The 16,182-nt window shown below is 45.9% G+C and carries 16 protein-coding genes; 9 read left to right on the top strand and 7 right to left on the bottom strand.

The annotated features are described in order from the left end of the window. The first annotated feature begins 25 nt into the window (after window positions 1-25). A complete protein-coding gene (locus tag THIAE_RS08735; protein WP_006460905.1) occupies window positions 26-1,861 on the top strand; it encodes an Lnb N-terminal periplasmic domain-containing protein in 1,836 nt (611 codons plus the stop codon). A gap of 14 nt (window positions 1,862-1,875) precedes the next feature. Here THIAE_RS08735 and THIAE_RS08730 read toward each other — a convergent pair whose 3' ends face one another. Next, window positions 1,876-3,510, bottom strand: a complete 1,635-nt coding sequence (locus tag THIAE_RS08730; RefSeq protein WP_006460906.1) for an alpha/beta fold hydrolase — start codon at window positions 3,508-3,510, stop codon at window positions 1,876-1,878. 105 nt (window positions 3,511-3,615) lie between these two features. After that, window positions 3,616-3,996, bottom strand: a complete 381-nt coding sequence (locus tag THIAE_RS08725; RefSeq protein ID WP_239232373.1) for a transcriptional regulator — start codon at window positions 3,994-3,996, stop codon at window positions 3,616-3,618. Window positions 3,997-4,124: 128 nt separating this feature from the next. Between THIAE_RS08725 and THIAE_RS08720 the strand changes: the two genes are divergently transcribed. From THIAE_RS08720 to THIAE_RS08710, 3 genes are all read left to right on the top strand, one after another. Next, window positions 4,125-6,113, top strand: coding sequence for an acyltransferase family protein (locus tag THIAE_RS08720; protein ID WP_006460908.1), 1,989 nt, complete (start codon window positions 4,125-4,127; stop codon window positions 6,111-6,113). A gap of 113 nt (window positions 6,114-6,226) precedes the next feature. Continuing rightward, window positions 6,227-6,436: a type II toxin-antitoxin system RelB family antitoxin gene (gene relB, locus THIAE_RS08715; RefSeq protein WP_006460909.1), complete on the top strand. Its 210-nt coding sequence runs from the start codon at window positions 6,227-6,229 to the stop codon at window positions 6,434-6,436. After that, window positions 6,426-6,701, top strand: a complete 276-nt coding sequence (locus THIAE_RS08710; protein ID WP_006460910.1) for a type II toxin-antitoxin system RelE family toxin — start codon at window positions 6,426-6,428, stop codon at window positions 6,699-6,701. The genes relB and THIAE_RS08710 overlap by 11 nt, the downstream gene beginning before the upstream one ends. Window positions 6,702-6,765: 64 nt before the next feature. On the opposite strand, the gene THIAE_RS08705 is transcribed toward THIAE_RS08710, so the two are convergent. From THIAE_RS08705 to THIAE_RS08690, 4 genes are all read right to left on the bottom strand, one after another. Further along, entirely contained in the window at window positions 6,766-7,116 is a 351-nt protein-coding gene (locus tag THIAE_RS08705; RefSeq protein ID WP_006460911.1) for a type II toxin-antitoxin system PemK/MazF family toxin, read from the bottom strand. Continuing rightward, window positions 7,113-7,364, bottom strand: coding sequence for a hypothetical protein (locus THIAE_RS08700; RefSeq protein ID WP_239232372.1), 252 nt, complete (start codon window positions 7,362-7,364; stop codon window positions 7,113-7,115). The genes THIAE_RS08705 and THIAE_RS08700 overlap by 4 nt, the downstream gene beginning before the upstream one ends. Before the next feature lie 99 nt (window positions 7,365-7,463). Then, the gene (locus THIAE_RS08695; RefSeq protein WP_025299392.1) at window positions 7,464-7,970 is read right to left on the bottom strand and encodes a hypothetical protein; all 507 of its coding nucleotides are present in this window, start codon (window positions 7,968-7,970) and stop codon (window positions 7,464-7,466) included. Between the two features lie 107 nt (window positions 7,971-8,077). After that, window positions 8,078-8,458 (bottom strand): zinc ribbon-containing protein, encoded by a 381-nt coding sequence (locus THIAE_RS08690; RefSeq protein ID WP_006460914.1) that lies wholly within the window; start codon window positions 8,456-8,458, stop codon window positions 8,078-8,080. Between the two features lie 75 nt (window positions 8,459-8,533). Between THIAE_RS08690 and leuS the strand changes: the two genes are divergently transcribed. The 3 genes from leuS to holA are packed head-to-tail and all read left to right on the top strand — an operon-like array spanning window position 8,534 to window position 12,569. Continuing rightward, on the top strand, window positions 8,534-11,026 hold the full coding sequence (leuS, locus tag THIAE_RS08685) for a leucine--tRNA ligase (RefSeq protein ID WP_407635185.1): 2,493 nt from the start codon (window positions 8,534-8,536) through the stop codon (window positions 11,024-11,026). Between the two features lie 2 nt (window positions 11,027-11,028). Then, window positions 11,029-11,553: an LPS-assembly lipoprotein LptE gene (locus THIAE_RS08680; RefSeq protein ID WP_006460916.1), complete on the top strand. Its 525-nt coding sequence runs from the start codon at window positions 11,029-11,031 to the stop codon at window positions 11,551-11,553. Next, the gene (gene holA / locus THIAE_RS08675; RefSeq protein ID WP_006460917.1) at window positions 11,553-12,569 is read left to right on the top strand and encodes a DNA polymerase III subunit delta; all 1,017 of its coding nucleotides are present in this window, start codon (window positions 11,553-11,555) and stop codon (window positions 12,567-12,569) included. The genes THIAE_RS08680 and holA overlap by 1 nt, the downstream gene beginning before the upstream one ends. Before the next feature lie 33 nt (window positions 12,570-12,602). On the opposite strand, the gene THIAE_RS08670 is transcribed toward holA, so the two are convergent. After that, the gene (locus THIAE_RS08670; protein ID WP_006460918.1) at window positions 12,603-12,848 is read right to left on the bottom strand and encodes a type II toxin-antitoxin system Phd/YefM family antitoxin; all 246 of its coding nucleotides are present in this window, start codon (window positions 12,846-12,848) and stop codon (window positions 12,603-12,605) included. A 381-nt stretch (window positions 12,849-13,229) separates the two neighbouring features. Here THIAE_RS08670 and THIAE_RS08665 point away from each other — a divergent pair, with 381 nt between their 5' ends. Both THIAE_RS08665 and THIAE_RS08660 read left to right on the top strand, forming a co-directional pair. Further along, entirely contained in the window at window positions 13,230-14,807 is a 1,578-nt protein-coding gene (locus THIAE_RS08665) for an ATP-binding protein (protein WP_006460919.1), read from the top strand. A gap of 120 nt (window positions 14,808-14,927) precedes the next feature. Next, window positions 14,928-16,181 (top strand): glutamate-5-semialdehyde dehydrogenase, encoded by a 1,254-nt coding sequence (locus THIAE_RS08660; RefSeq protein WP_006460920.1) that lies wholly within the window; start codon window positions 14,928-14,930, stop codon window positions 16,179-16,181. Window position 16,182 lies beyond the last annotated feature (1 nt).

Genomic DNA, 16,182 nt, shown 5'->3' with positions numbered 1-16,182 from the left:
CTTTTTATTTTTTAAAGTTGGTCAAATGAAATATCTTTCAGTACTTATCATTCTGCTGTTGCAGACAACACCTCTTTTAGCGGCCAATAACACTCACCAGAAATTGGTTGAAGAGGCTTTAAAATTGAATTTAGACACGCACCCAACCTGGTTAAAGCTTCTTTTTTATGACTCAATTAAATTAAAGAGCGAAGTTTTGTCCGATAGTTTCTTTTTGTCGGATACAGGTCGTTCAAGTCCTCGTGACGAGTTAAAAGCAATTTTAGCTGCTTATGAGCCTGTGGCACAAAGTAACAATTCCCCATTATGTAGGTTTCCTGCAAGATATTTATGGTTAAGTCAGTTTTTAACTCTCCCAGATTATACCTTTAGGCAAAATGCATGTGTAAATCTTGAGAGTTGGGCAAAATATGATGAAGTTGAATCCATTAGTGCGATTATGGTCAGTGGGTATTTTGGAAACCCTGCCTCAACATTTGGCCACTCACTACTAAAGTTTAATGGACCAGCGGAATCAAGGTATTTGGATCTAACATTTAACTACGGTGCGGTTGTACCTGAAAATGAAAATATGATTCGCTATATATGGAAAGGTATTTTTGGTGGCTATGAATCTGGTTTTTCAGATGGTTATTTCTTCTCGCAAGACATGGTTTACTCTAGAACAGAATTTAGAGATATGTGGGATTATGAGTTAAATTTAACAGACTTTGAAAGGGATCTGCTAATTTCGCATTTGTGGGAGGTGTCAGGTGAGCGATTTGATTACTACTTTCTGACAAAGAACTGTGCATTTCGTTTAGCGCAGATTCTGGAAATTTTAGAAGATAACAATCCTTTAACCCAGCGCTCTAAAGTTTGGTATGCCCCCGTTGAACTTTTTAACAGAATCGATGATTTAAACAAATTAAAAAATTACGATTATATTCAAAATATTACATTTGTTCCATCTTATCAAAGTCAGTTGCACACCAAGCTCTCTGATTTGGATCATGATGAAGTTAAAGCATTCAATTATTTTGTTAAAAATGAAAACTTTGATTATGATTATTTGAATGAAGATCAGCGGATTAAAGTTCTTAATGCTTTGATTGTCTATTATGAGTTCAAAGATGTTGCACTAATGAACTTTGAGGATCGTAAGTATAAAAATTTAAAAAGAAAGGTGATGCTGGAAAGATTTTTATTAAAACCAAAAGCCACAGATATTGATAAGATTGATGCTTTGCCTTCGCCATCTGAATCTTCGCCACCAATGCGAATTGCAATTGGCGGTGCGTATGACGCAACCTCATCTGATGGTTTTTTTAAATTAGAGTGGTCGCCATTTCATTATGATTCAATTGGGCTTAATAGTTTAAACGGTGGTAAGTTAGTCGTATTAAATACAAGCATTAATATTAATAGTAATAATTTAGAAATAGACAGGCTAGACTTTATTGACATAAGGAAGATGCCTGCTCCAAAAATGAACATTAGTGGAATGTATGAAGTTGCTTGGGAGCTGAATTTTTCATTACGAAGAAATAAAAATGATGATCTTAAACCAGCATTAGAAATGGGTCTTTTTGATGGCTGGCAACAAAATCGATTTCTTTATCTCTTTGGCATCAATGCTCTGGCTTGGGAGGAAAATGATGCTACTATTCATTTAAAACCCTATTTTGAATGGTCTTATAGTGGTGATAAGATTCTAGGTGATTTCAAGTTGTCACGGTTATTTTCCCACCAAAATAATAGTGATGATTTTGAATATAATCTTCGTCTAAATTATTTTTTTGACACGAAATCTGCTTTAGGAATCAGAATTAATCATAATTCATCATTCAAAACTGAAGTTGTTTATCAGCGTTTTTTATAAACATATCGCATGATTCACTTAGGCTTGAGTATTATTTGGGTGCGCAGTTCACCTCTAAACCAGTAATCAATGGTTACTTGGTTGGAGGTCTGCTCCAGATACACGCCGGTTTGTTGCGGTGGGCTCATGCTTGTGGCGACCAGTGGTAAGTCGTTCCAATCAACGGATAGTTTGACGTGTAGTGGGTAAAAACCATCTAAAAAGCGGCGCATAAATGGCCCACGCTCGATCACATAGTCGTCATCGCGTTGGATTAACGCATGGGTGTCGGCCTCAATACAAATACTTGCGCCACGTTTAATGTCATCAAGCTGCACGGTCGGGCCTTCAACCCAGGCCATCGCAATCCCTTCATCAGAAAGAATTCTAATGTTTTCAGTGCGGTCTGGGTTATAGACGATTTGCAACTTGCCGACAGGATCCAAATTGTAATGACATTGAGTTAAGGTGCCCCAACCATCGGTCATCGCAGTAGCGCCTAGGGTAATGTGGTTGGTCATGTAATAGTCTTTTTCAAGACTAAAGGGTTCGCTAAAGCGGGCATGGCGTTTGGTGGCATCTAAGGCGCGTGCCAGTTCATCCAAACCACTGTCATCTAATAACCAAGCGCGTTCGGCTTCGGTTAAGTCGCTGTAATCGTCCTCAGGCGGTGGATTGGTGAGTGCTTGATCGAGCGCGGCATAAAACGCGGCGGGTTGTTCTTCCCAAGGAAAATGATTGCATTGCTCAAGCAGTTGGTAGGAAAGCTTGGGGAACCAGGCCTGGTAGCCGGTTAGCGCGCCTGGCATTAAAATATCCTCGCGGCAGCCGATCCATTCAATCGCTCGGCGTTTGGCAATTTCGGTCATCTGGGTTAAATCGAGTGGTTGTTGGCGATAGGATTGCCACACGGCATGATTGATCGCTAGCTCAAAATCCTCACGATTAAACAGTTGCGCGTAGGCTTGCCCCTGGGCTAATTGATGAAAATAGGTGGGCAACACTTGGCTGAGTTGTTGGTTTACCAACTCGTCTTCGGTTAGCACCGGCTGAATGACCTGCTCAAACGGATCATCGGGTTCATTGATTAAGCCCCAGTCACGACGTTTTGCGTCTATTTGCTGGCTCAGGTCGTTAAGCGCGGTGAGTTCTGGGTCCACCGGATTTAATAAAATTAATCGTTGGACGCGCGTTGGATGGGCTTGCGCATAGGCCTGTGCCATCAGTGCGCCCCATGAGTGACCAATCAAAATAAATTGGCCCGCTTGTTCATAGCGGCGAAGGTCTTCTAGGTCAGCAAGCCATTGTTGCAGTAGGGCATCGGGTTGGTCATCTGGGTGCTTATTGGTGCCAATGCCACGCATATCCATTAACAGCACGCGAAAATCGGCGCTCAGGTAGTGTTGAATCGGAGTGAGGTTCCAGCTGCTAAAGCCTGGGCCGCCGCCTAGCAAGAGTACGGTTTGCTGACCCGTGCCGATGGCTTGGTATTGCAAACGGCGATCTTGGGTTGGAAAAAACCGCGCTTCACTGATAAAGCCTTGCTTGGGTTCAGCTTGTTGCAGCAGGCCTGTGGGTAGAGTATTGGCCATTAAGGGCGTGTTTATCAAGCCCAAGCTTAATCCCAACAAACCTACCAACCTTGTTAAAACTGCGCGAGCGTGCGCCATAACAACCAACCTTTAACCATGATGAACAATGACTATAGTGTCGTATAAGTTTGACGATTTATTGTGCAAGTTTTTCGATATTAGCCAAGACCAGGCCTGGTACATTCAAGCTTTAGGGAACGAATGCGCAAAGGCGAATACGATTTCGCCAACGATTTTGCGCTTTTCCGGCGGCAGATTCATAAAGGTTTCCACCACCTGGCGTTCTTGCGGGGTCATATTCGCATCCCAGCGTTTGCGCTGTTGTTGCACCGAGCCGGACAACTTTTCACCAAACCGCAACCAATGCGGATCGACATTCAGCCATTCGGCCAGGACTTGGAGGCGGTCTTGTGTCGGTACCGCCTCCCCATGAAGCCAGCGGCGAGCTGCTTGAAAGGAAATGGAGTTACCCCAATAACGTTGATTAAACTCGCGTTCAATCACGATTGGTCTGAGTTCATAGCCATTATTGAGCATGGCTTCTTTAAGACGTTCACTAAACATTTGAGCTTCATTCATGTAACAAAAAGTTAAATGAAATCGCCATAGTGAATTAACTAGTGGTTTACTTAATTAAACAAGATAGTTAATTTTTGTTAAACTTCGGGTTTTATTTCTAAGACCTAAGTAGTATGAAGCACCTACCTTCCCCCGTTGCCTACCGCGAAGACATTAATGGCTTACGCGCTTGGGCGGTGATCGCCGTGTTATTGTTCCATTTCCAATTACCAGGCCTGGGTGCCGGCTTTTTTGGCGTGGATATTTTCTTTGTCATTTCCGGTTTTTTAATGACCGCGATTATTGTCAAAGGCTTGGAGCGCGATAACTTCTCGATTTGGAAGTTTTATATGGCGCGCGCAAGGCGCATTTTGCCCGCGTTGATGGTGGTGATTGCGGTGCTTTTGGCGCTGGGCTGGTTTTTTCTGCCAACACCGGACTATCAAGCCCTGGGGTCACAGTCGGCCTATTCACTGTCGTTTTTATCAAACATTCATTTTTGGCGTTCAACCGGTTATTTTGATGCCGCCGCGCATGAAAAATGGTTATTGCATACCTGGTCTTTAGCGGTTGAAGCGCAGTTTTATCTGCTGTTTCCGATCTTTTTAATCATTCTGTGGAAAATCAAACCACAACTTAAAACCCTATTTTGGGGATTAGGGCTGGTGTTTATTGCCTCGTTGGCGTTGAGCATCGTCGCGAGTAGTTGGAAACCTGCTGCCGCGTTTTATTTACTCCCGACTCGTGGTTGGGAGCTCGCCGCCGGTGGGTTGGCGTTTTTAATTGGCCGTGAAGTGCTCGGGTTGCAACGTGTTGCCAAGCCGTTATTTTGGAGTGGCTTTGCTTTATGGGTTTTGGCGTTTGCGCTATTGGACAGCTCCTACGCTTGGCCTAGCGGTTGGGCGCTATTGCCGGTGCTCGGCACGGTATTGATTATTCTCGCCAATCAAAGCCAAGCCAAACTGACGGTGAATCCCATTGCGCAATGGTTGGGTGATCGTTCTTATTCATTGTATTTATGGCATTGGCCGCTGGTGGTGGCGCTGTATTTTGCCGGACTGCAAAATGATTGGCTTTGGGTCAGCGGTGCGATTGCGTTAAGTTTGATTTTAGCGCACTTGTCTTATCATCTTGTCGAAGTACCCACTCGTTCCTATCTTGGTGCATCTGGCCTGCGTAAAGAGGTTTTTGCCATCGCCCTTGCAGGCCTGGTGATTGGCTTAGCGGCGGTCAGTGTTCAGCTATTTACCTTTGAAAACCGTTTGCCTGCAAATATTCAGGCGGTGGCCGCAGAAAGTCAAAACACGATGTCTTATGAAAAATTATGCAAATCAGACTATTCAAGTAATGATAAGTTGCCTCACTTTTGTAGCTATGGCAATAACGAAACTCTTGCTGTAATGATTGGAGACAGCCATGCTTCAGCTACATTTACTTCTTTAGGAGCTGTTGCTGAAGAATTAAGTGGTGGTGTTTTATTATTTGGGAAAGGGGGGTGTAGAACGATAATTGGTTTTAAGTTGGTAAACAATGATGTTTGTGTAGAAAGAAACAATCATATTTTTAACTTGGTAAACGAATTAGATTCAAAAATACCAGTTGTTCTGGTGAACCGTTATGACGGCGCATTAATCGGAGATAATCTCAATCCTGAAAGGGATACAAAACCAAATCATTTTTTTGATATTAAGTACGACAGTCGTAGTCACCCGGTTTTAAGACAACAGCTTTTAACTGGGATAACTGAAACTGCTTGTATGCTTCAAAAAGATAGACAGGTTTTCGTTGTTAGACCAATACCCGTTATGAACCAACATGTCCCAAACTACATGAGTAGGGAAATGATTTTTAAAAGAAATAGCCAAATCAGTGATCTGAAAATTACAAGAGAAGAATATTTTGAAAGACATGGTTTGGTATGGGAGGCGCAAGACCAAGCCGCCGAGCAATGCGGCGTCAAAATCCTCGATCCTTTGCCCTATTTGTGTGATGACAAATATTGTTACGGCTCACGCAATGGTCGCCCGTTGTATTATGACGATGACCACCTCAGCGAATACGGCAATAAATATTTGGTGCCGATGTTTGAGCAGGTGTTCCGCGACCAATTAGCTAAAGATTAAGCCCAGGCCTCATTCCCGCCCAAACCCATTTGCTCATCACCAGGCCTGGTGGATTGACAGATGTAGGGCTTAGTGTATTATGTGTAATACATGTATTGCATAGGAGGCATGTTATGTTAACTGTCAGATTAGATGCTGAAATGGAAAACTTTCTTAATACTTTGGCTGAGCAAACCCAGCGTCCTAAAAGTTTTTTTGTGAAAAATGCATTAGAAAATTATAAAGAAGATATGCAGGATTGGTTGGAGGCACAGACTCGTAGCAATTCGCAAGATCGCAACCTGATAAGCATTGAAGAATTGGAAAAAGCGCTTGGGCACTGAACAAAGCTATCAATTGGTTTTTGATGACAAGGTGATTAAAGACCTAAAAAAAATTGACCAGGCCTGGCAGCGTAAAATTCTAGAGGCGATTAAAACCAAGTTAGTGGTGAATCCTTTTATCGGCAAAAAGCTCGTCGGTGACTTATCGCCTTATTATCGTTTTAGTGTGGGTAACTATCGCGTCATTTATGAAATCATTGAGCAGCGTGTTGTGATTAATGTCGTCAAAATTCGTCACCGCAAAGCGGTTTATTCTAAAAGTTAATGACCCTAATTCCCGCCAAAACCCATTTGCACCCCGCCAGGCCTGGTGGTTTATTTATCTGAGTTCAGAGCGCTAAATGCTGCCGCAGTTTTTGTTCAACCTCGGTGATTTCGTCCTGTTGGAGCTGAGTTAAAACCAAGTCTTGCTGAATACGCGAAAGGTCGAGCGTGCAGAGTTCATTAATACAAATTTCGCTAGTTTGTTTTAGATGATCGCGCGCCTTAATCTGAACACGCAATCGACCTCCGACGAGGTTTGTGGTCAGTGGAATGACGGTGACACCCTTAAAATGCACCTTGTCTAAGACACGATTGGCTAGATTGTTTTGAATGATGAGTGCCGGTCGAACTTTGCCAAATTCGCTGTTATATTGCTTGCCGAAATTGACCAAATAAATCTCGCCTCGTCGAATCATTTTGCAAAATCCTCTGCCACCACCTCAATCTCTTTAAATTCGGCATAAGCGTCGGCTCCCAACGCCTTGGCGTTTTCGCGCAAATACAATTCGGCTTCGATTTGCTCTCGAACTGTTTCGTATAAATCAATCGGCAATAACACGCTTTTTAACACGTGTTTACGTCCGTCTTCGATATACAGAATCTCGGGCGAGCTGAGTAAGGCGGGTTTGCGTAAGATGTCGGAGGAGTTAACTACTTGCATCATTGAGCTCTATGCTTGAATTATTAAGCTTAAATTATACATGTGCCTATAAGTCATATCCATGTTTATGATGGAGTTATTTAAACACCACCAGGCCTGGTGTTAGTCGATGCGGATGGTGGTGTATCCCTGGTTTTCATATCCCATAATCGACAAAAAGGTGTTGCCGACTAAAGTAACACCCTGCATCAAATCTTCTTGGCGCGTTAAATTAAAACGCCGAGTGGCAATTTGACAGGCTTCCATGTGGATGCCGGGTAAAGCAAGCAGTTCAGATAATTTTTGTTGCACCGCTAGGCTGGCGGCTGCTTGGTCTAAATCCCGCTGGCTTAAATCCTGGGCAAGGTGCTGTACTGCGCCACCACGGAAGGTGAACATCATATTTGGCGTGAGGTTTTGACGCACCATGTCATGGTAGGTTTCTTCCAGCACATTTAAACGTGCGATCAAGGCATCGGGCTGCGCGAGGGTGATATCCCAGAGGATTTTGCCCTGTTCAAGCCCGGCAAGGGCGCGGCTATCTGAAGGCTTTGTGATGCTAGAATTTGCCATCACCAGGCCTGGTGATAAAACCACACATAAAATAAATGATCTGAAAAAAGTATTCATTTTGATACCCCTTAGGTCATGGAAGCCCAGTAACAGAATCTAACTTAAGCATAGCAAAAATTTTACGGTGCAGTCGGGGTATCAGATTTTGCTTAAATGAGCCTTCGTTAGTCTTTATTCATGGCGGCTTGCAAGCGTAGTTTGAGGTGTTGAATTTGGCTGGGGTCGGCCAGTGACAGCGCTTTTTCCGACAGGATGCCTTCAATTAATGGCCAATCATTTTCAACAAACGCCTCGAGCCCTTGGCCACTGTCTTCCAAATATTCAGCGGCTTGTTCGATATCGCGTTGCAGGATGTCTTGCACTTCATGCAGTTCATGCTCGGTGAGCACCGCTAATTCAGAACCCAATTCTTTAGCATTTTGCTGCAGATGGTCCAGCTGTTCGCCTAGCCAATGCAAGCTTGTGTCTTCTGCCGATTTCATATTGATTAAAAGCTGGTCGGTTAATCGGTTATAGGCCGCTTGTAATTTATCTGATAGTGACATCACTGTCTCCTTAGGGTTGAGATTGTTTTGTTATAATGGCGCCAATATTTTTATCATACCGCAAAGAATTTAGGAATGGGAATCATGAGTGCACCCGCAAGCGATAATGCGCAAACTTATCAACCACAAACATTAGAAGCCGCCATTCAGCAGATTTGGCAAGCGCAAAAAGTGTTTGAAGTCACCGAAGACCCAAGCAAGGAAAAATATTATTGCTTGTCGATGTTCCCTTATCCGAGCGGGCGTTTGCACATGGGGCATGTGCGCAACTATACCATTGGCGATGTGATCTCGCGTTATCAGCGCATGTTGGGCAAAAACGTGTTGCAGCCGATGGGCTTTGATGCGTTTGGTTTGCCGGCGGAAAATGCTGCGATGCAAAACAAGGTCGCACCGGCAGCTTGGACGTATGACAATATGGATTACATGCGTAACCAGTTGCAGCAGTTGGGCTTGGGTTACGACTGGTCACGCGAAGTGGCCACCTGCTCACCGGGCTATTACCGTTGGGAGCAATGGTTATTTACTAAACTATATGAAAAAGGCTTGGTATATCGCAAGCTGTCGGTGGTGAATTGGGATCCGGTCGATCAAACAGTATTAGCCAATGAGCAGGTGATTGACGGCAAAGGTTGGCGTTCCGGTGCGCCGGTTGAGCGTAAAGAAATCGCGCAGTGGTTTTTGAAAATCACCGATTATGCCGATGAGTTGCTGCAAGACTTGGATCAGTTGGACGGTTGGCCGGAGCAGGTGAAAACCATGCAACGCAACTGGATCGGCAAATCGACCGGGATGGAAATCGAGTTCCCGCTTGAAGGTCAAAATGAAACCTTAAAAGTCTATACCACGCGCCCGGATACCCTGATGGGTGTGTCTTATGTGGCGGTGGCGGCTGATCATCCGTTAGCCAAACAAGCCTCGGTGATGAATGAACCCTTGGCGCAATTTATCGAAGAATGTTCGCACATCTCGACCGCCGAAGCCGATATGGAAACCATGGAGAAAAAAGGCGTCGATACCGGGTTGCGTGTGCTCCATCCGATCAGCCATGAAGTCGTGCCGGTGTGGGCGGCGAACTTTGTATTAATGGGCTATGGCACCGGCGCGGTGATGGCGGTGCCTGCGCATGATCAGCGCGATTATGAATTTGCGCAAAAATACCGTCTGCCGATTAAGCCGGTGATTCGCCCACAGGATGCCGATTCGGTCGATGTGTCCGAACAGGCCTATACCGAACGCGGTGTGTTGTTTAATTCCGGCGCATTGGATGGCTTGGACTTTAATGGCGCGATGGATAAACTCGCCGAGTTATTGGGCGCAACAGGTTTGGGGCGCAAGCAAACCAATTTCCGTTTGCGTGACTGGGGTATTTCGCGCCAGCGTTATTGGGGTTGCCCGATTCCAATGATTTATTGTGCTGATTGCGGCCCGGTGCCGGTGCCTGAACAAGACTTGCCGGTGCGCTTGCCGGAAGATGTGGTGCCGGATGGCGCGGGTTCGCCGTTGGCTAAATTGGACGCGTTCCAAAACTGCACCTGTCCGAAATGTGGTGGGGCGGCCAAACGCGAAGCCGATACCTTTGATACCTTCTTTGAATCGTCATGGTATTACGCGCGTTATGCCTGTGCCGATAATGATCAAGCGATGTTGGATGAACGCGCTAACTATTGGTTGCCGGTGGATCAATATATCGGCGGCATTGAACACGCGATTTTGCACTTATTGTATGCGCGTTTCTTCCACAAGCTGATGCGTGATGTCGGGCTAGTCAATTCGGATGAACCGTTTAAAAACCTGCTGACCCAAGGCATGGTATTGATGAACGGTGCCAAGATGTCGAAATCAAAAGGCAATACCGTTGACCCGCAAGGCTTGATTGAAAAATACGGTGCCGACACGGTGCGTTTGTTTATTATGTTTGCCGCGCCGCCGGAGCAGAGTTTGGAATGGTCGGATTCGGGCGTGGAAGGCGCACACCGTTTCCTAAACCGGGTTTGGCGTTTGGTGCATCAACATGTTGAACAATCACCAGGCTTGGTAGCGTGCCAGTCGAATGACGGACTGAACAAAGAGCAAAAAGCCTTGCGGTTTAAGTTGCATGAAACCTTGCAAAAAGTATCGGATGATATTGGTCGTCGTTTGCAGTTTAACACTGCGATTGCGGCTTGTATGGAGCTGTTGAACGCCTTGGCCAAGTTTGAAGACAACACGGAGCAAGGCCAAGCTGTGATGCAGGAAGCTTTGGAATTATTGGTGTTGATGCTCTCGCCGATGGTGCCGCATATTACCCAGGTATTATGGCAGCAACTGGGCAAACCAGGCCTGGTGCTGGATGTCAGCTGGCCGAAAGTGGACGACAGTGCCTTAGTGCAGGATGAAATTGAACTGATGGTGCAGGTCAATGGCAAATTGCGCGGCAAAATTGCCGTGGCGAAGGATGCCGAAAAAGACGCGATTTTAGCCGCCGCCAAAGCCGAAGAATCGGTCGCCAAGTTTATTGACGGCAAAGAACTGGTGAAAGAAATTTTGGTGCCGGGGCGTTTGGTCAATTTCGTGGTGAAAGGCTAACCATGACACTTACGCGCCGTGGATTGTTAGCAGGCCTGGTCACCGGTTCGGTTGCAGCCTTGTCCGGTTGCGGTTTTCGATTGCGCGGCACCGGTGGCTTTAGCGGCCAGCTTACTATGTCAGCTATTTATATTACGGGCGCTAGTCCAGCGGGTTTGTTAGCGGCGCTCAATCAACAGCTTGATGCCGCTGGGGTTGAGCGAGTAAGCAGTTTGGCGCAAGCCCCTTATCACTTGGAATTAGGCCGTTATGAAACACGAACCACGACTAGCGCGCGCAACCAAGCGGGTGAAGTGATTGGTGAGCTGATCCGCATGACGCAAGCAATTCGCCTGCATGATGTCGCCAATGAACAATTGTTACTAGACACCCAAGTGATGGTGATGCGCGATGTGCAAGTGGATCCTGCCGCCAGTTTAGCGGCGGAGCGTGAACGGCGTGATTTGCAAGAGCCCATGTGGCAAGAGTTGGCGCGTAACATTTTAGATCGCGTCAGCCGTCAACTCCCTGCAGAGCCGGCGCGCTAATGCTATTGGCGCCGGCCTTTCTTAACCAGCTTCATCAAGGCCATTGGCGCTATCCGTCGATTATGCTGGTGTATGGCGAGGAGCCGTTGTATGTGCGGCGCGTCACCGATGCGTTGCGCCAGTATTTTAAAGCCCAAGGTTTTTTGCAACGCGACCGTTATGATGTCGATGCGCAATTTGATTGGCAAGGCTTGGCGATGGAAACCCAAACAGGGTCGTTATTTGCCGATCAACGCTTAATAGAGCTAGCCATGCCAAGTGGCAATCCGGGCACGCCAGGCAGCCAGTTTGTGTTGAACTGGTGTAAGCAACCGCCGCAGGATTGCGTGTTGGTCATCTATTGTGAGCGTTTAGAAAGTCGTCAAGTTAAGGCCAAATGGGCACAAGCCATTGAATCAGCAGGCCTGGTGGTGCAAGCCAAGCCCTTGGCGCAGCAGGAATTGGTGCGTTGGTGTCAGCAGGAAGCGATTTCTCATCAGTTGCAATTAACTCCCGATGCGGCCGCCTTGTTGGCTGAACGGGTAGAAGGCAACATGCTCGCTGCCGAACAAGAATTGATTAAGTTGAGTTTGCGTTATCCAGCGAGTGCCGGAGAGGGACGTGTTAAGCAGCTTACCGATGCCGATATTGCCGAGCAGGTGGTTGATCAGGCGCATTACCAGTTATTTGCTTTAAGCAGTCTGCTATTAAAGGGTGAGGCAAAACAGGCGTTACATGTGTTGCACCGTTTGCAACAAGAGGGCACGGAAGCGCCTATCGTGTTGTGGTTGTTTACTAAAGAGTTACGCACGCTGATTGAACTGGCACAGGCAAGCAATGTTCATTTAGCGATGAAAGAACAGCGGATTTGGGCCAGTAAGCAAGCCGAATATCGTCAAGCCTTGTCGCGGCATCCTCTCAAAGTTTGGCATCGACTGTTGTTAGATGCCTATCAAATAGATCGCCAAGTCAAAGGGCTGCAACTGGGCGATCCCTGGTTGGGTCTGTCCGATTTAGCGATGAAAATAGCGCGCTAATTTTGAATTTTCGGTGTTAATCAGTAGGCCTGCTTATAGCTGATCTTGTTTATCGGTCATTTTAAAGTCGGGTTTAAATTCAACAGAGGCTGTGTCTGCAAATAAGCCGAGTTTTATGCCTTGTTGAAACTGCTGTTGGTATTTTTCATAGGGAATCAGCACCGCTACTTTTTCATGATTGCGGCCAAACTCAACAATGTATTCCTCACCTTTTGTTTTAACTTCAGCCAAAATGCTCGATAAGTTAGCTTTAAATTCAGCGACGTGTAATGAGTGCATTTTTCTTGTCCTTAGTAAATCATATTGGTTTACCATAACTTTTGTTGACAACTTGTCAAGATGGCCGTGTTGTTGAGCAGGCCTGATCAAACAGACATTCGATAGGTCGATTCAATGCTTGTGCGAGAAGTGCGACTTCAATATCTGTTATGCGGCGCACTTTCGATTCTATTTTAGCCAGCGTACCTCGTGAATTTAAATAAGGTTTAAACTCAACCTATGCATTGTCTGCCAAGCTAGACACTGTATGCCTTAACTTTCACTCTTACTTCAGCCAAAATGCGTGTTAAGTTGGTTATGTTCTTATCGCTTCGATTTTTTGAATTAGCAAGTGTATTGATTTTGCTATACTGAATCTATAGCTTTAATCTAAGAACGAACATGACACTGAAAAAACTCCCCATTGGCATTCAAACCTTTAGCGAAATTCGTGAAGACGGTTACGTTTACATTGATAAAACGGCATTGGCTTATGAATTATTGCAAAGCTACAAGTATGTGTTTTTAAGCCGTCCACGTCGTTTTGGCAAATCCTTGTTTCTCGATACCCTGCGCAATATTTTTGAAGGCAATAAACACTTTTTTGCAGGCCTGGCGATTGAGAATAAATGGGATTGGGCTGTTCGTTATCCGGTGATTCGGATTAGTTTTGCTTCAGGCAAGATTGAGAACCGTGCACATTTGGATGAAAGCATTTTACGTACACTTAGAGAAAACCAGCACTACCTCGACATTGAATGTGAAGAGCGGGATAGCGTCGCCGGTTGCTTCAGCGAACTCATCCGCAAAGCCCATGCTAAATACAACCAAAAAGTGGTGGTGCTGGTCGATGAATACGACAAACCGATTCTCGACAATATCACGGACACGGCCGTAGCAAAAGAAATCCGCGACGGCCTGGTCAACTTCTACAGCGTGATCAAAGGCAGTGACGAGTTTTTGCGCTTTGCGTTTTTAACCGGGGTCAGCAAGTTTACTAAAACCTCGATTTTTAGTGGCTTAAACAATATCACCGATATTTCACTAAATCGAAAATTCGGCGATATCTGCGGTTATAGCCAACACGACGTCGACACCACTTTTGCCCCTTATATGAAAGGGGTCGATAGAGAAAAGGTCAAAGCATGGTACAACGGCTATAACTTCCTTGGCAGTCAGATGTACAACCCGTTTGATATTCTCAAGTTTATCGCCAATGAACATACCTTCAGAAACTACTGGTTTGAAAGCGGCACACCGACCTTTTTAATTGAACTGATTAAAAAACAACATTATTTCCTGCCCAGTCTGACCAACTTGCGCGTCGATGAAAAACTGCTCAACAGTTTTGACATCGACAACCTGGATTTAGAAGTGATTCTGTATCAAAGCGGGTATCTCACCATTGATCGAGTGCAAACGCTGGGCGTAAAAACCTACTATTACCTTAAACTGCCCAATCTTGAAGTTAAAGCGTCACTCACGGACTATATCTTAAAGCTGTTCAACAACAGCCCAAGCAACCAAGCGGATATTCAAGTCAATACCCACATGGCGCTGCTGGAAAATAATATGGACAGTTTCAAACAAGCGCTTAGCAGTATGTTCGCCAGCATTCCCTACAACAACTACACCCACAACGCCATTCAAAACTATGAAGGCTTTTACGCCAGCGTCATCTATGTCTATTTGCAAAGTTTAGGCCTCAACATCATCGGCGAAGACGTCACTAATCAAGGCCGAATTGATCTCACCGTCATCATGGATCACGCGATTTACATCATGGAGTTTAAAGTCGATCACCCAGATAAACCCAGCAGCCAATCCAGCACCAACGCGTTGCAACAAATCAAAGACAAACGCTATGTCGACAAATACCTTGCCGTGAAAAAACCCATTTATCTAATCGGTATCCACTTTAACGCCGAACAAAAGAACATCGCCCAGTTTGAATGGGAACAACTGAGTCTTAACCCTTAAAACCCTCGGAAGGCTGATGTTTGGCAAGCTTTATTAATAAGGCTAAAATGACGAGATGGGTATCTTAGTCAGATAAACAAGTGCAGATAAAAAAGCAGATTAAACATAAAAGAGATGGCGATGAATATTAAAGAGTATATGCAGGATTTAGGGCAGGCGGCGCGTGCGGCGTCTCGCGTGTTGGTGACAGCGACCACCGAACAAAAAAATAATGCCTTATTGGCGATGGCGGCGCAGTTGGAAGCGGATGCGGAATTTTTGAAAACGGAAAACGCCAAGGATCTCGACGCGGGCAAGGCGAATGGTTTGGATGCGGCGATGTTGGATCGTTTGGCGATTACCGATCAAGGTGTGGCGCAGATGGCAGAAGGGCTGCGTCAAATAGCAGGCCTGGTGGATCCGATTGGTGAAATTACCGATTTGCGTTATCGTCCGTCCGGCATTCAGGTTGGCAAAATGCGCGTGCCTTTAGGGGTGGTGGGCATTATTTATGAGTCGCGCCCGAATGTGACGATTGATGCGGCGGCGCTGTGCTTGAAATCCGGCAATGCCGCGATTTTGCGCGGTGGGTCGGAAGCGGCCTATTCAAATCGTGCTTTAGCGTCTTGTATTCAGGCCGGATTAGAGCAAGCAGGCCTGCCAAAAGCCTCGGTGCAAGTGGTTGAAACCACCGACCGTGAAGCGGTAGGCGAGTTGATTGCGATGCCGAAATATGTCGATGTCATTATCCCGCGCGGCGGCAAGGGGCTGATTGCGCGAATTAGCGAACATGCGCGTGTGCCGGTGATTAAACATTTGGACGGCATTTGTCATGTTTATATTGATGATGATGCGGATAAAGATAAGGCGATTAAGGTGGCGTTGAATGCCAAAACCCACCGTTATGGCGTGTGCAATGCGATGGAAACCCTATTGGTTGCTGAATCGCGGGCGGCTGAGGTTTTGCCTGAATTAGCCAAACTCTATCAAGAAAAAGGCGTCGAATTGCGTGGTTGTGAAAAAACCTGTGCGCTGATTGAGGCCAAGCGGGCGACTGAGGAAGATTGGCAGACCGAATATTTGGCACCCGTGTTGTCGATTCGCGTGGTATCGGATATGCAGATGGCGATTGAGCACATTGCGCAATACAGTTCGGCGCACACGGAGTCGATTATTACCGAAAACTATACCAAAGCGCGTCAGTTTATGGCGCAGGTCGATTCGAGTTCGGTGATGGTCAACGCCTCAACCCGTTTTGCCGATGGCTTTGAATATGGCTTAGGCGCGGAAATCGGCATCAGTACTGATAAATTCCATGCGCGTGGCCCGGTTGGGCTAGAGGGATTGACCTCGCAGAAATATATCGTATTGGGTGATGGCCATATCCGCCAATAAG

The organism is Thiomicrospira aerophila AL3 (assembly GCF_000227665.2).
In the GTDB taxonomy this organism is placed as follows: domain Bacteria; phylum Pseudomonadota; class Gammaproteobacteria; order Thiomicrospirales; family Thiomicrospiraceae; genus Thiomicrospira; species Thiomicrospira aerophila.
This window is presented reverse-complemented; position numbering and strand designations above follow the sequence as displayed.

Excerpts from the sequence above, each read along its gene's own strand:
- THIAE_RS08735 (WP_006460905.1), top strand. The coding sequence starts at position 26 with ATGAAATATCTTTCAGTACTTATCATTCTGCTGTTGCAGACAACACCT.
- THIAE_RS08730 (WP_006460906.1), bottom strand. The coding sequence starts at position 3,510 with ATGGCGCACGCTCGCGCAGTTTTAACAAGGTTGGTAGGTTTGTTGGGA.
- THIAE_RS08725 (WP_239232373.1), bottom strand. The coding sequence starts at position 3,996 with ATGTTTAGTGAACGTCTTAAAGAAGCCATGCTCAATAATGGCTATGAA.
- THIAE_RS08720 (WP_006460908.1), top strand. The coding sequence starts at position 4,125 with ATGAAGCACCTACCTTCCCCCGTTGCCTACCGCGAAGACATTAATGGC.
- relB (WP_006460909.1), top strand. The coding sequence starts at position 6,227 with ATGTTAACTGTCAGATTAGATGCTGAAATGGAAAACTTTCTTAATACT.
- THIAE_RS08705 (WP_006460911.1), bottom strand. The coding sequence starts at position 7,116 with ATGATTCGACGAGGCGAGATTTATTTGGTCAATTTCGGCAAGCAATAT.
- THIAE_RS08700 (WP_239232372.1), bottom strand. The coding sequence starts at position 7,364 with ATGATGCAAGTAGTTAACTCCTCCGACATCTTACGCAAACCCGCCTTA.
- THIAE_RS08695 (WP_025299392.1), bottom strand. The coding sequence starts at position 7,970 with ATGAATACTTTTTTCAGATCATTTATTTTATGTGTGGTTTTATCACCA.
- THIAE_RS08690 (WP_006460914.1), bottom strand. The coding sequence starts at position 8,458 with ATGTCACTATCAGATAAATTACAAGCGGCCTATAACCGATTAACCGAC.
- leuS (WP_407635185.1), top strand. The coding sequence starts at position 8,534 with ATGGGAATCATGAGTGCACCCGCAAGCGATAATGCGCAAACTTATCAA.
- THIAE_RS08680 (WP_006460916.1), top strand. The coding sequence starts at position 11,029 with ATGACACTTACGCGCCGTGGATTGTTAGCAGGCCTGGTCACCGGTTCG.
- holA (WP_006460917.1), top strand. The coding sequence starts at position 11,553 with ATGCTATTGGCGCCGGCCTTTCTTAACCAGCTTCATCAAGGCCATTGG.
- THIAE_RS08670 (WP_006460918.1), bottom strand. The coding sequence starts at position 12,848 with ATGCACTCATTACACGTCGCTGAATTTAAAGCTAACTTATCGAGCATT.
- THIAE_RS08665 (WP_006460919.1), top strand. The coding sequence starts at position 13,230 with ATGACACTGAAAAAACTCCCCATTGGCATTCAAACCTTTAGCGAAATT.
- THIAE_RS08660 (WP_006460920.1), top strand. The coding sequence starts at position 14,928 with ATGAATATTAAAGAGTATATGCAGGATTTAGGGCAGGCGGCGCGTGCG.